Source organism: Cronobacter sp. HA18006 (assembly GCF_011605445.1).
GTDB classification, from domain to species: Bacteria; Pseudomonadota; Gammaproteobacteria; order Enterobacterales; family Enterobacteriaceae; genus Cronobacter; species Cronobacter sakazakii.
The window spans coordinates 400401-414277 of sequence record NZ_JAANQB010000021.1 but is presented as its reverse complement, the minus strand read 5'-3'; the positions used below and the strand labels follow the sequence as shown (position 1 = coordinate 414277).

Sequence of the window (13877 nt, the reverse complement as noted above, 5' to 3'; positions counted from 1 at the left end):
TCAGTTCGCCAGCTCCAGAATACGCACCACCAGCTGCGAGAAGCTCATGCCCGCCTGACGCGCCGCCATCGGCACCAGACTATGGCTGGTCATGCCAGGTGCGGTGTTTACCTCAAGCAGATAAAACTCACCGTCGCTGTCCTGCATCACGTCCACGCGGCCCCAGCCCCGGCAGCCCAGCACACGCCAGGCGTCCATCACCAGCGCCTGTAACGCCTGCTCGCGTTCGGCATCAATGCCCGCCGGACAAAAATATTGCGTCTCGTCCGAGAGATACTTCGCCTCGTAGTCGTAAAACACGCCAGCAGGCTGAATGCGGATCGAAGGCAGAATTTCATCGCCGAGGATGGCGACCGTAAATTCCGGGCCGCTCAGCCATTTCTCCACCAGCACTTCGCTGTCGTGTTCAAACGCCAGTTCGAGCGCGGGCAGTAACGCTTCTGCGCTGTCCACTTTCGACATGCCGACGCTTGAGCCTTCACGGCTCGGCTTCACGATAACCGGCAGGCCCAGCGCCGCGATACGCGCGCTCAGCGACTCGCTAAGGCCACCGGTGATATCCTGACGCTCCAGCGCCACCCACGGCGCTACCGGCAACCCTGCGCCCTGCCAGAGCAGTTTAGTGCGCAGTTTATCCATGGTGATGGCCGACGCCATCACGCCGCTGCCGGTATAGGGCAGGCCGAGATACTCCAGCATTCCCTGCAGCGTGCCGTCTTCGCCGCCGCGACCATGCAGCGCGATAAAGACTTTATCGAACCCTCCTTCTTTCAGCGTCGTCACGCATACGTCGCGCGGATCGACAGCGTACGCGTCAACGCCCGCCGCTTTCAGGCCCGCAAGCACCGCGCTGCCGGATTGCAGGGAGACGTCACGTTCCGCCGAGTGACCGCCCAGCAGTACAGCGATTTTTTCAGCCATGCGCGTTCTCCTCGGGTTGCAGCTTCGCTTCCGCCAGCTGGCGCGCGATTTTACCGATATTGCCCGCGCCCTGAACCAGAATCAAATCGTTGCCCGACAGCACGGGCGCCAGCATCGCGGCGACCTGCGCCGGATCGGAGACCAGAATCGGGTCCACTTTGCCGCGCGCACGGATAGTACGGCACAGCGAACGGCTGTCGGCGCCCGGAATCGGCGCTTCGCCCGCCGGATAGACATCCAGCATCAGCAGCACATCCACCTGCGACAGAACATTAGCGAAATCGTCATAGAGATCGCGCGTGCGGGTATAACGGTGCGGCTGGAAAATCATGACCAGGTTTTTCTCCGGCCAGCCTGCACGGGCGGCGCGCACGGTCGCATCCACTTCTGTCGGGTGATGGCCGTAGTCATCGACCAGCATCGCCGTACCTGATTTGCCGTTGACGTTTGCCAGCGGGAACTCGCCCAGGAAGTCAAAACGACGTCCGGTGCCCTGGAAGCTCTCCAGCGCGCGCAGAATGGCATCGTCTTCAATTCCCTCTTCCGTCGCTACGGACACCGCCGCCGCCGCGTTCAGCGCGTTATGGCGGCCCGGCGCGTTCAGCGTTACGTGCAGTTCCGGCTTGTCCTGACGCACCAGCGTGAAGTGCCCCTGCGCGCCGGTCTGGCGATAATTTTCCACACGTACATCGGCATCTTCGCTGAAACCATAAGTGGTAATTTGACGCCCGACGCGCGGCAGCAGCTCGCGGATCACCGGGTCGTCAACACACATCACCGCACGGCCATAAAACGGCAGGTTATGCAGGAAGTTAATAAACGTCTGTTTCAGGTTCTCAAAGTCGCCATGATAGGTGTCCATATGGTCGGCTTCGATATTGGTCACAATCGCGACCATCGGCTGCAAATGCAGGAATGACGCGTCACTCTCGTCAGCTTCGGCAATCAGATAACGGCTGTTGCCAAGCCGCGCGTGCGTCCCCGCCGCTTTCACCAGACCGCCGTTGACGAACGTCGGGTCGAGGCCCGCTTCGGCATAAATACTCGACACCATCGCAGTGGTCGTCGTTTTGCCATGCGTACCGGCAACCGCGATACCGTGACGAAAACGCATCAGCTCCGCCAGCATTTCGGCGCGGCGAATAACCGGAATACGCGCCTCATGCGCCGCCACGATCTCCGGGTTATCCGCAGAGATAGCACTCGACACCACCACCACGCTCGCGTCGAGCACGTTTTCCGGGCGATGGTTGAAATAAATGGTGGCGCCCAGCGCCGTCAACTGCTGCGTGACAGCGTTCGGCGCCAGATCGGACCCGCTGATCTGGTAGCCTTCATTCGCCAGCACTTCCGCAATGCCGCCCATACCGGCACCGCCGATGCCAACGAAGTGAATGTGCCGGACGCGACGCATCTCGGGCACGATAGAACGCAGTTTCGCCAGTTGTTGTGTATTCATTCTTTGAAAGCCTTTGGCAAACGCCATAACATCATCAATCACGCGGAACAAACATTATCCGCAATCGTCACGCGCGGGCGACCGCGCGTACTTCATCTGCGACCCTTTCGGTCGCGTCGGGAATGGCGGCCGCTCTTGCCCGCTCAGCCATTTCAAGCAGCGTAGCGCGATCCCACCCTTTCAGCGTCTCGCTTACCGCGTCGACGGTAAACTGCGGCTGCTCCAGAATCTTCGCCGCACCCGCTTTCTCAAGCGGCAGCGCATTCCAGTATTGCTGCCGGTCTTTATGCTGAAACGGCACAAACAGGGCCGGCAGACCCGCAGCGGCGATTTCGCTCACCGTCAGCGCGCCGGAGCGGCATACCACCACATCCGCCCACGCGTAGGCTGCCGCCATATCATCGATAAATTCGGTCACTTTATGCTGCGGCTGGCTCGCAGCGGCATACGCCTGCTGGACATCCGCCTGCGCGCCTTTACCGCTCTGATGCCAGATAGTCACGGCATCGCCCAGACGCGCCGCGACCTGCGGCATCGTCTGGTTCAGGATGCGCGCGCCCTGCGAGCCGCCAACCACCAGCACGCGCACCGGGCCTTCACGGCCCGCGAGACGCGCCTGCGGCAGCGGCAGCGCCAGCACGTCGGTGCGCACCGGGTTGCCCACCACTTCCGCCTTCGGGAACGCGCCGGGGAACGCCTGCATCACGCGGCTCGCGATTTTCGCGAGCCATTTGTTGGTCAGTCCCGCGATGCCGTTCTGCTCATGCAGGACGACAGGAATACCGAGCGACCACGCCGCCAGCCCGCCAGGGCCGGATACATAGCCGCCCATGCCCAGCACGACATCGGGCTTAAAGCGCTTCATGATCGCCCGCGCCTGCCGCCAGGCGTTAAAAATACGCACCGGGGCCAGCAGCAGCGCTTTCACGCCTTTTCCACGCAGGCCGGAGATCCGGATAAAATCGATCTCAATGCCGTGTTTCGGCACCAGGTCTGCTTCCATGCGATCGGCGGTCCCCAGCCAGCGAACCTGCCATCCCTGCGCCATCAGATGGTGCGCTACGGCAAGGCCTGGAAAGACGTGTCCGCCCGTTCCGCCCGCCATCACCATCAGCCGCTTTGGTTGACCACTCATCGTGAACCTCGTGTAAACGCCTGCGCTTTCTCCAGACGCGTTTCATAATCTATGCGTAACAACAACATAATCGCCGTCGACATAATCAACAGGCTCGAACCGCCGTAACTGATAAGCGGCAGCGTCAGGCCTTTGGTCGGCAGCATACCCGCCGCCGCGCCGACGTTAACCAGCGCCTGGAAACTAAACCAGATACCGATAGAACAGGCCAAAAAGCCCGCGAAACGCTGATCGGTTTCCAGCGCGCGACGCCCTATCGACATGGCGCGAAAAGCCACGAAGAATACCATCAAAAGCGCCAGTACCACACCGATATATCCCAGTTCTTCCCCAATAATGGAGAAGATGAAGTCGGTATGCGCTTCGGGTAAATACTCCAGTTTCTGCACCGAATTCCCAAGCCCCTGCCCCCACAACTCGCCGCGGCCAAACGCCATCAGCGACTGGGTCAGCTGGTAGCCGCTGCCGAAGGGATCTTCCCACGGGTTCCAGAACGAGGTGACGCGGCGAATACGGTAAGGTTCGGCGAGGATCAGCAGCACGACCGCCGAAATGCCCATGCCGATAATCGCGATGAACTGCCAGAGCTTGGCGCCTGCGAGAAAGAGCATCGCAAGTGTTGTCACGAACAGCACCACCACCGTACCGAGGTCAGGCTGCGCCAGCAGCAGTACCGCCATCACCAGAATGACGCCCATCGGTTTTAAGAAGCCGCGCAGGTTGTTGCGCACTTCATCGACCTTACGCACCAGGTAGTTCGACAGATAACAAAAGAGCGACAGCTTAGAGAATTCCGCTGGCTGAATACGCAGCGGGCCGAGCGCAATCCAGCGCGACGCACCGTTCACCGAACTGCCCACCACGAGCACGATAAGCAGCATCACAATCGAGGCGATAAGCATCGCCGCGCTGTGGCGCTGCCAGAACTCCATCGGCAGGCGCAGCGTAATCAGCGCCAGGCCAAACGCCAGCAGCAGATAGATGCCGTCACGCTTGGCGAACAGGAACGGATCGTTCGCCAGACGCTGACCAACCGGCATCGACGCTGACGTCACCATGATGAAGCCAATCGCCGCCAGCCCCAGCGTCAGCCAGAGCAGCGTACGGTCGTACATCACAAGGCTGGTGGTGTCTTTCTCGCGAGAGCCCATCACCCAGCCGCGAAGCGCCCGGAAAATCCAGGCAAGAATGCCCATTCCGGGGAACCGCGGCAGGCGAAGGCGTGGGAGCGATAAGCGCATCAGCCAAGCTCCTTCGCAAGACGCGTAAACACGTCGCCGCGCTGTTCGAAGTTTTTAAACTGATCGAGGCTCGCGCAGGCGGGCGAGAGCAAGACCATATCGCCAGGCTGAACGCGTCCGGCGATGACTTTCATCGCCGCTTCCATGGTGTCCATGCGCTCGGAGATTTCAGGGCGCAGCGCCGCCAGCGCGTCGCCGTCACGGCCAAAGCAGTAGAGACGCACGCGATCGCCCGTCAGGTAATGCGCAAGCGGTGAGAAATCGGCGGATTTGCCGTCGCCACCCAGCAGTAAATGCAGCGTGCCGTCGAGATGCAGGCCGTTGAGCGCCGCCTCGGTGCTGCCGACATTGGTGGCTTTGGAATCGTTAATCCAGCGCACGCCGTTATGCTCATAAGCGAGCTGGAAACGATGCGCCAGGCCGCCAAACGTCGTGAGCGCTTTCAGGCTACTGGCGCGCGGCAGGCCTGCGGCATCCGCCAGCGCCAGCGCCGCCAGGGCGTTGGTGTAGTTATGCTGGCCAACGAGCTTCATCTCTTTCACGTTAAGGACTTTCTCGCCCCGCACGCGCAGCCAGATTTCGCCCTGCTGACGGTTAAGGTGATAATCCCCGACATCAATGCCGAAGCTCACGCAGCGCTCGTCCGCGCCGCGTACCGGCATGGTCAGCGCGTCGTCGGCGTTTACCACGCACACCGTCGCGTTTTCATATATCCGTAACTTCGCCGCACGATACTGCTGCAACCCGAGCGGATAGCGGTCCATATGATCTTCGGTGACGTTAAGAATGGTCGCGGCGGCGGCCTTCAGGCTAAAGGTGGTTTCGAGCTGGAAGCTGGAAAGCTCAAGCACATACAGCTCGCGGCCCTCTTCCAGCAGCATCAGCGCGGGCAGGCCAATATTGCCACCCACGCCCACGTTAACACCCGCCGCTTTCGCCATTTCGCCCACCAGCGTCGTTACGGTGCTTTTGCCGTTCGAGCCGGTAATGGCGATGACAGGTGCCTGCGCTTCGCGACAAAACAGTTCGATATCGCCAACAATCTCAACGCCTGCTTCTGCCGCCGCGCTCAGCGCCGGATGCGCGAGAGCGATGCCAGGGCTTGCGACGATCAGATCGGCGTTCATCAGCCAGTTTTCATTGAGCGAGCCGAGATGGCGTTCTACCTCTTCCGGCAGCTTATCCAGCCCCGGCGGGGAGATTCGGGTATCCATCACGCGCGGCGTCACGCCGCGCGCCTGGAAAAAGTCCACGCAGGAAAGGCCGGTTAACCCAAGCCCGATGATGACGACTTTTTTACCCTGATAATCTGCCATGTTTAACGTACCTTAAGCGTAGCCAGGCCAATCAGCACCAGCATCAGCGAAATCACCCAGAAGCGCACAATCACGCGCGGCTCCGGCCAGCCTTTCAGTTCATAGTGGTGATGAATCGGCGCCATGCGGAAAATGCGCTGACCGCGCAGCTTAAAGGAGCCCACCTGCAGGATGACCGACAGGGTTTCCACGACGAAAACGCCGCCCATAATCACCAGCAGGAACTCCTGACGCAGCAGCACGGCGATAATGCCGAGCGCGCCGCCCAAGGCCAGCGAGCCAACATCGCCCATGAAGACCTGCGCCGGATAGGTGTTGAACCATAAAAAGCCGAGGCCCGCGCCGACAATCGCGGTGCAGACGATCACCAGTTCACCCGCGTGACGCAGATACGGAATATGCAGGTAGCTTGCGAAATTCATGTTACCCGTCGCCCACGCCACCAGCGCGAAACCGCCTGCCACCAGTACGGTAGGCATAATAGCGAGGCCGTCCAGACCGTCGGTCAGGTTTACCGCGTTGCCGGTGCCGACAATAACGAAATAAGCGAGCAGCACATAGAAAATGCCGAGCTGCGGCATCACGTCTTTAAAGAACGGCACCACCAGTTCTGTTGCAGGCGTGCCTTTACCGGTGATGTAAAGCGCAAACGCCACCGTCAGGGCAATCAGCGACATCCAGAAATATTTCCAGCGGGCGATCAGGCCCTTGGTGTCTTTACGCACCACCTTACGGTAATCATCAACGAAGCCCACCGCGCCGTAACCGACCAGCACAAACAGCACGCACCAGACATATGGGTTGGAAGGGTAAGCCCACAGCAGCACCGACACCACGATAGAGGTGAGGATCATGATGCCGCCCATGGTCGGCGTGCCGCGTTTGCTGAAATGCGACTCCGGGCCGTCGTTACGCACAACCTGCCCGAAGGAAAGCTTCTGTAAATGCGCGATCAGGCGCGGTCCCATCCATAACGAAATAAACAGCGCGGTCAGCAGGCTGACGATGGCGCGAAACGTCAGATACGAAAAGACGTTAAAGCCGGAATAATATTTGACCAGATGCTCGGCCAGCCACACTAACATGTCCTGTTCTCCTGTAATGCGCGCACCACCTCTTCCATGGCAGCACTACGTGAACCTTTCACTAAAAGGGTAATGATGGAATGCTCGTTGATAAGCGTCTTCAGGCGTGCAATCACGGCCTGCTTATCGCGGAAATGTTCGCCTACGCCGCTGGCGCGGCTGATGCCTTCGCTGAGGGTGCCGACGCTCAGGACTTTATCGATGCCTGCGGCTTTCGCCGCTTCGCCCACCTGCTGATGGCAGGCTTCGGCTTCATCGCCAAGCTCCGCCATGTCGCCCACCACCATCACGCGGTAGCCGGGCATTTCAGAGAGCACCTGCGCGGCGGCGGTCATAGAGCCAACGTTGGCGTTGTAGCTGTCATCCAGCAATAGCTGGTTTTCGCCGAGATGTACCGGGAACAGACGCCCTGGCACTGCTTTGAGCTTCGCAAGACCGGCTTTAATCGCCTCAAGCGGCGCGCCGACGGCCATCGCCAGTGCCGAGGCGGCGAGCGCGTTAGCGATGTTGTGACGCCCTGGCAGCGGCAGCAGAACGTCCACGTCGCCCGTTGGCGTACGCAGCGTAAATTCGGTGCCGTGGCTGGTGATATGAATATTGGTAGCGCTGAAATCGCTGGTATCGAGGTTCGGCGAGAAGCGCCAGACCTTGCGATCGCCAATGACGCTCTGCCAGTTCAGCCAGTCGTTGTTATCGGCGTTCAGAATCGCGATGCCGTTTGCCGGCAAGCCCGTGAAGATCTCGCCTTTGGCTTTAGCCACGCCTGCGAGCGAACCGAAACCTTCCAGATGCGCCGCCGCCAGGTTATTGACCAGCGCGGCTTCCGGGCGCGTCAGGCTTACGGTCCAGGCGATTTCGCCCTGATGGTTCGCGCCAAGCTCAATCACCGCATACTCGTGCTCTGGCGTGAGGCGCAGCAGCGTCATCGGTACGCCGATGTCATTATTCAGATTGCCTGCGGTGTAGAGCGTGTTGCCGCACTCGCCAAGAATGGCGGCGGTCATCTCTTTCACCGAGGTTTTACCGGAAGAGCCCGTCAGCGCGACCACGCGCGCGGGCACCTGTTGTCTGACCCACGCCGCCAGTTCGCCAAACGCCAGACGCGTATCAGCGACCACCAGTTGCGGCAGGTCGATATCCAGCTTGCGGCTCACCAGCAGCGCGCCCGCGCCGCCGGCCTGCGCCTGATCTGCAAAATCGTGCGCGTCGAAACGCTCGCCTTTCAGCGCCACAAACAGGCAGCCGGGCGTCAGTTTGCGGGTGTCGGTCGTTACCGCGTCGATGTCAGCATCGGTGCCGTGCAGCTCGCCTTTCAGAATGGCGGCAAGCTGGCTCAGAGATACGCGAATCATGCCACTGCTCCCAGCAGACGCGCCGCAGTGACGCGATCGGAATAATCAAGTCGGCGGGTGCCGACAATCTGGTAATCCTCATGGCCTTTGCCCGCCAGCAGCACGACGTCGTTTTCCGCCGCCTGCATAATGGCGTTGGTCACGGCTTCGGCGCGACCTTCAACGACCCGCGCGCGGCCCGCATCCAGCATGCCGGTCAGGATGTCCGCGATGATAGCCTTCGGATCTTCGGTGCGCGGGTTATCATCAGTGACCACCACGACATCGGCGAATTGCTCGGCAATCGCGCCCATCAGCGGACGTTTGCCTTTATCGCGATCGCCGCCGCAACCGAACACGCACCACAGTTTGCCCGCGCAGTGCAGACGCGCGGCCTGCAACGCTTTTTCAAGCGCGTCCGGCGTGTGGGCGTAATCGACCACCACGGTCGGTTTGCCCGGCGCGCTGAACACTTCCATGCGCCCGTTAACCGGCTGGAGGCGGGGCGCGCTTTCGAGCAGCGCGGCGAGCGGGTAACCGAGCGCCAGCAGCGTGCCGAGTGCCAGCAACAGATTGCTGACGTTAAACGCGCCCATCAGGCGGCTTTCGATTTCGCCATCGCCCCAGGAGGAGCTGAAGCGCAGGGTCGCACCGCGGTCGTGATATTCCACCGCATCCGCGCGCAGCCAGCGGCCGTGACAGCCCGGATTAATGTTGTTTTCCATCGACACCGCGACGGCATCCGGCAGCTTCGCCAGCCACCGGCGGCCCACTTCATCATCGGCGTTGATCACCGCCTGTCCGTAATGGTGTGCGGAAAACAGCAGCCATTTCGCCGCTTCGTAATGTTCCATATCGCCGTGATAGTCGAGATGATCGCGGCTTAAATTGGTAAATACCGTGGCGGCGAATTTCAGTGCCGCCACGCGATGCTGTACCAGACCGTGGGAAGACACTTCCATCGCGGCCACGGTCGCGCCCTGAGAGGCGAGCCCTGACAGCACATGCTGGACGTCCACCGCAGAGCCGGTGGTATTTTCCGTCGGGATCACTTTGCCAAGCAGCCCGTTGCCCACGGTACCCATGACGGCGCTGGTTTCGCCCAGCCGCTGGCACCACTGCGCGATAAGCTGTGTGGTGGTGGTTTTACCGTTGGTGCCCGTCACGCCAATCAGGCGCAGACGCTCGGATGGCTCATCATAAAAACGCCCCGCCAGCGCCGAGAGACGCTCGTTCAGCTGGCTTAAATAGATAACCGGCACGCCGTGGATCTCACGGACTTCGCCGTCCGTCGCCTCGCCTTTCGCTTCGGCGACGATGGCAGCTACACCTTGCGCTATCGCCTGCGGGATATACCGACGCCCGTCCGCCTGATGACCGACCACCGCCACAAAGAGATCCCCCGCCGCCGCCACGCGGCTGTCCAGGGTCATCTCCCGCAGAGCTCGCGCAGGCAGACCAGCCACCCACGGAGCGAGAAGGTCGCGCAAATTACGATCTGCCACCTGTTCCCTCTTCTCGATTAATTACGAATTCACTTTTTTCGCCCGTTGTCAGCGCATCCGGCTCGATGTTCATGGTGCGCAACACGCCGCCCATGATGGCACCGAAGACCGGCGCGGAAACGGCGCCGCCGTAGTATTTGCCCGCCTGCGGATCGTTAATCACCACCACCAGCGCGAAACGCGGATTGCTGGCAGGTGCAACGCCTGCGGTGTAAGCAATGTATTTGTTGATATAACGCCCGTCCGGCCCGACTTTTTTCGCCGTACCGGTTTTAATCGCAATGCGGTAGCCTTTGATGGCCGCCTTCACGCCGCCGCCGCCAGGCAGCGCCACGCTTTCCATCATATGCACCACGGTGCGCACGATAGATTCCGGGAAAATGCGCTCGCCCGGCACGGGCGGATCGACTTTGGTAATCGACAGCGGGCGGTAGACGCCGTAGCTGCCGATGGTTGCGTAGACTCGCGCTAACTGTAACGGCGTTACCATTAGCCCGTAGCCGAATGAGAAGGTGGCCCTCTCTATGTCAGACCACCGTTGTTTTTGTGGGAATAAGCCACTGCGTTCTCCGACCAGCCCCAGATTGGTCGACTTTCCAAGTCCAAAGCGTGAGTAAGTATCTACTAACGCTGAGGAGGGCATCGCTAACGCCAGTTTAGAAACCCCGACGTTACTCGACTTCTGTAACACCCCGGTAAGGGTCAGCTCGCTGTAGCGGGCGACGTCTTTAATTTCGTGACCGTTAATGCGGTACGGAACGGTGTTGAGCACCGTATTTTCCTGGACCACGCCGCGTTGCAGCGCCGTCATGACCACCATCGGTTTCACCGTAGAACCTGGCTCGAAAACGTCCGTAATGGTGCGGTTACGCATTACGTCTTTCGGCGTGCCGGTGATGTTGTTCGGGTTATAAGAGGGGCTATTGGCCATCGCCAGCACTTCGCCGGTGTTCACATCCACCAGCACGGCGCTGCCGGATTCCGCCTTGTTGAACGCGACGGCGTTGTTAAGCTCACGGTAAACCAGCGCCTGGAGGCGTTCGTCAATGCTGAGCGCCAGGTTGTGCGCCGCCTGGCTGTCGGTCGAGGAGATATCCTCAATGACGCGGCCATAGCGGTCTTTACGCACGATACGCTCGCCGGGCTGGCCGGTGAGCCATTTATCAAAGCTTTTTTCGACGCCCTCAATCCCCTGGCTGTCGACGTTGGTAAAGCCGATGAGGTGAGCGGTCACTGCGCCGGAAGGATAGTAACGGCGCGACTCTTCGCGCAGGTGAATACCAGGGAGCTTAAGCTTTTTGATGTAATCGCCAATGTCCGGGTTGACCTGGCGCGCGAGATAGATAAAGCGGCCTTTCGGGTTGGCGTTTACGCGCGCGGCCAGTTGATCGAGCGGAATTTTCAGCGCGTCGGAGAGCGCCTTCCAGCGGTTGTCGAGCGTAATGCCGCCTGCGTCGTGCAGCTCTTTCGGGTCAGCCCAGATAGCTTTTACCGGCACGCTGACCGCGAGTGGTCGCCCGGAGCGGTCGGTTATCATGCCTCGCGCGGTAGACACCTCCTGCACGCGCAGCGAGCGCATATCCCCCTGACGCACCAGCATGTCCGGGTCGATAATCTGCAACCAGGCGACGCGCGCCAGCAGAAACGCCAGAGCCAGCAAAATGCAGCCGCAAAGCAACGCAAAACGCCAACTGATAAAGTTGGCCTGTTCTTCCTGACGTTTTGGTTTAAGCGTCTTTGCTGCTGCTTTCATTCGCCTGGTCAGTCCTTATTTCTGCACCACAATATTTTCCTGCGAGGGATCGACATGCTGCATTTGCAGCTTTTCCGTTGCGATCCGTTCTACCCGGCTGTGATCGCCGAGCGCGTTTTCTTCAAGGATCAGGTTGCGCCATTCGATATCCAGCGCATCGCGTTCCAGCACCAGTTGCTCGCGCTGCGCGGTCAGCAGGCGAGTATGATGCGCGGTGGTGACCACGAAAATCGCAGTCACGATAATGGCAATAAACAGAAAGAGCGGCAGTTTCCCGTAGCGCAGAAGATCGCCGCCGATCACGGCAGGCAGCGCATGACGTTCCGTGCTGCTAAGCGATCCGGTTACTTTGCTTAAGGTCTCTGTCACCCGGCTTATCATGCGCCCGTCCTCTCGGCGACGCGCAGTACGGAACTGCGCGCGCGCGGGTTCTCAGCCACTTCCGCTTCGCCCGGCATCAACTTGCCAAGCGCGCGCAGTTCGCGACCACCGAGCTTTTGCAGTTGCGCTTCGGTCATTGGCAAGCCAGCCGGCACCTGCGGGCCGCGGCTCTGCTCGCGCATAAAGCGTTTCACCAGGCGATCTTCCAGCGAGTGGAAGCTGATAACCGAAAGCCGTCCGCCCGGCGCCAGCACCTCGACCGCGCCTTTCAGCGCCTGCTCAATCTCTTCAAGTTCGCTGTTCACCCAGATGCGCACCGCCTGGAAAGTGCGGGTGGCGGGATGCTTGAACTTATCTTTCACCGGCGTCGCGGCGGCCACGACCTCCGCCAGCTCTTTGGTACGAGTCATGGGCAGTTCGCGGTTGCGCTCGACAATGGCGCGCGCGATACGTTTAGCAAAGCGCTCTTCGCCGAAGGTTTTCAGCACCCAGGCGATATCCGCTTCTTCCGCGTTGCGCAGCCATTCGGCGGCAGATTGCCCACGGGTAGGATCCATGCGCATATCGAGCGGGCCATCGCGCATAAAAGAAAAACCGCGCTCAGGGTCGTCAAGTTGCGGCGATGAAACGCCGAGATCGAGAAGGATGCCGTCGATTTTGCCCTGTAACTCGCGTTCGCGAACGTAATCGCCGAGCGCCGAGAAAGGGCCATGAATGATGGAGAAACGCGGATCGTCAATGGCAGCGGCCGCCGCGATCGCCTGCGGATCGCGATCGATCGCCAGTAATCGGCCCTGTTCGCCCAGCAGTGAAAGGATAAGGCGCGAGTGTCCGCCGCGGCCAAAAGTGCCGTCAATGTAAATGCCGTCCGGACGTATATTCAGGCCATTGACGGCCTCATCCAGGAGCACCGTCGTATGTTTATAATTTTCCATCATATTTTATAAAGACAAATCCTGCAGCCGTTCCGACAACACTTCAGAAGATGACTGCTCAGCGTCGATATCTTCCCTGACCTGTTGATGCCAGGTCGCTTCGTCCCACAGCTCAAATTTATTGAACTGCCCGACCAGCATCACTTGTTTGGTCAATCCGGCGTGTTGCCGTAAAACGGGTGCTAATAAAAGACGGCCCGCACTGTCCATCTGGCATTCGCTGGCATGGCCCAGCAGCAGGCGCTGCACGCGGCGTTCTGCGGGGTTCATGCTCGACAGACGCGACAATTTTTGTTCAATAATGACCCATTCGGGCAGGGTATAAAGCAACAGGCAGGGATGGTGAATATCAATGGTGCAAACCATCTGGCCGGACGAGGCGTCGTTCAATAAATCGCGATAGCGCGTCGGAACGGATAACCGCCCTTTGCTGTCGAGATTCACCAACGTTGCGCCACGAAACATTAAAGCCTCACTGAGCTCTGCCCTTTTTCACCACTTTATCCCACAAAATCCCACCCACCGGAGTTTACGGAGCGGAGGAAAAGCTTGTCAAGCCAGCACCGGGGCAGCCTTCAACAAAAGATTCGGCGCTGACAAAGAGAAAGCGGCAAATAAAATCCCTGCCATGCTAACGAGGCAAAATTAACGCTATGAATATTTGTAAGAAAAAAGACGAATACACACAGGACCGTTAAAAACCACTTAATACGATCGGTGAAGAGGACTAAGTGTTGAGTTTGCGACGCGAGCGGCATTTTAAGGGAAAAGCCCTGGAGTTAACAGCGTCTGCTGTGGTTTAGCGCGCTTTTCTC

General features: G+C 59.8%; 12 protein-coding genes. All 12 read right to left on the bottom strand.

The features are described from left to right. The 12 genes from G9X48_RS14090 to mraZ all read right to left on the bottom strand — a co-directional run bounded on the left by G9X48_RS14090 (position 1) and on the right by mraZ (position 13527). Complete coding sequence (locus G9X48_RS14090) at positions 1 to 921, bottom strand: D-alanine--D-alanine ligase (RefSeq protein ID WP_097640988.1); 921 nt, start codon at positions 919 to 921, stop codon at positions 1 to 3. After that, a complete protein-coding gene (gene murC, locus G9X48_RS14085) occupies positions 914 to 2380 on the bottom strand; it encodes a UDP-N-acetylmuramate--L-alanine ligase (protein ID WP_007892894.1) in 1467 nt (488 codons plus the stop codon). The genes G9X48_RS14090 and murC overlap by 8 nt, the downstream gene beginning before the upstream one ends. Before the next feature lie 67 nt (positions 2381 to 2447). Beyond that, a complete protein-coding gene (murG, locus tag G9X48_RS14080; RefSeq protein ID WP_014729594.1) occupies positions 2448 to 3515 on the bottom strand; it encodes an undecaprenyldiphospho-muramoylpentapeptide beta-N-acetylglucosaminyltransferase in 1068 nt (355 codons plus the stop codon). Beyond that, positions 3512 to 4756, bottom strand: a complete 1245-nt coding sequence (gene ftsW / locus G9X48_RS14075; protein WP_004386400.1) for a cell division protein FtsW — start codon at positions 4754 to 4756, stop codon at positions 3512 to 3514. Before ftsW ends, murG begins: the two co-directional genes overlap by 4 nt. Next, positions 4756 to 6072 (bottom strand): UDP-N-acetylmuramoyl-L-alanine--D-glutamate ligase, encoded by a 1317-nt coding sequence (gene murD / locus G9X48_RS14070; protein ID WP_097640989.1) that lies wholly within the window; start codon positions 6070 to 6072, stop codon positions 4756 to 4758. Before murD ends, ftsW begins: the two co-directional genes overlap by 1 nt. Before the next feature lie 2 nt (positions 6073 to 6074). Next, a complete protein-coding gene (gene mraY / locus G9X48_RS14065) occupies positions 6075 to 7157 on the bottom strand; it encodes a phospho-N-acetylmuramoyl-pentapeptide-transferase (RefSeq protein ID WP_004386403.1) in 1083 nt (360 codons plus the stop codon). Then, entirely contained in the window at positions 7151 to 8509 is a 1359-nt protein-coding gene (gene murF, locus G9X48_RS14060) for a UDP-N-acetylmuramoyl-tripeptide--D-alanyl-D-alanine ligase (protein WP_097640990.1), read from the bottom strand. Before murF ends, mraY begins: the two co-directional genes overlap by 7 nt. Further along, complete coding sequence (gene murE / locus G9X48_RS14055) at positions 8506 to 9993, bottom strand: UDP-N-acetylmuramoyl-L-alanyl-D-glutamate--2,6-diaminopimelate ligase (protein WP_038879633.1); 1488 nt, start codon at positions 9991 to 9993, stop codon at positions 8506 to 8508. The genes murF and murE overlap by 4 nt, the downstream gene beginning before the upstream one ends. Next, entirely contained in the window at positions 9980 to 11746 is a 1767-nt protein-coding gene (locus G9X48_RS14050; protein ID WP_007783870.1) for a peptidoglycan glycosyltransferase FtsI, read from the bottom strand. Before G9X48_RS14050 ends, murE begins: the two co-directional genes overlap by 14 nt. Positions 11747 to 11761: 15 nt before the next feature. Beyond that, entirely contained in the window at positions 11762 to 12127 is a 366-nt protein-coding gene (ftsL, locus tag G9X48_RS14045; protein ID WP_004386407.1) for a cell division protein FtsL, read from the bottom strand. Further along, on the bottom strand, positions 12124 to 13065 hold the full coding sequence (gene rsmH, locus G9X48_RS14040) for a 16S rRNA (cytosine(1402)-N(4))-methyltransferase RsmH (protein WP_097640991.1): 942 nt from the start codon (positions 13063 to 13065) through the stop codon (positions 12124 to 12126). Before rsmH ends, ftsL begins: the two co-directional genes overlap by 4 nt. A gap of 3 nt (positions 13066 to 13068) precedes the next feature. Further along, a complete protein-coding gene (gene mraZ, locus G9X48_RS14035; RefSeq protein WP_004386409.1) occupies positions 13069 to 13527 on the bottom strand; it encodes a division/cell wall cluster transcriptional repressor MraZ in 459 nt (152 codons plus the stop codon). Positions 13528 to 13877 lie beyond the last annotated feature (350 nt).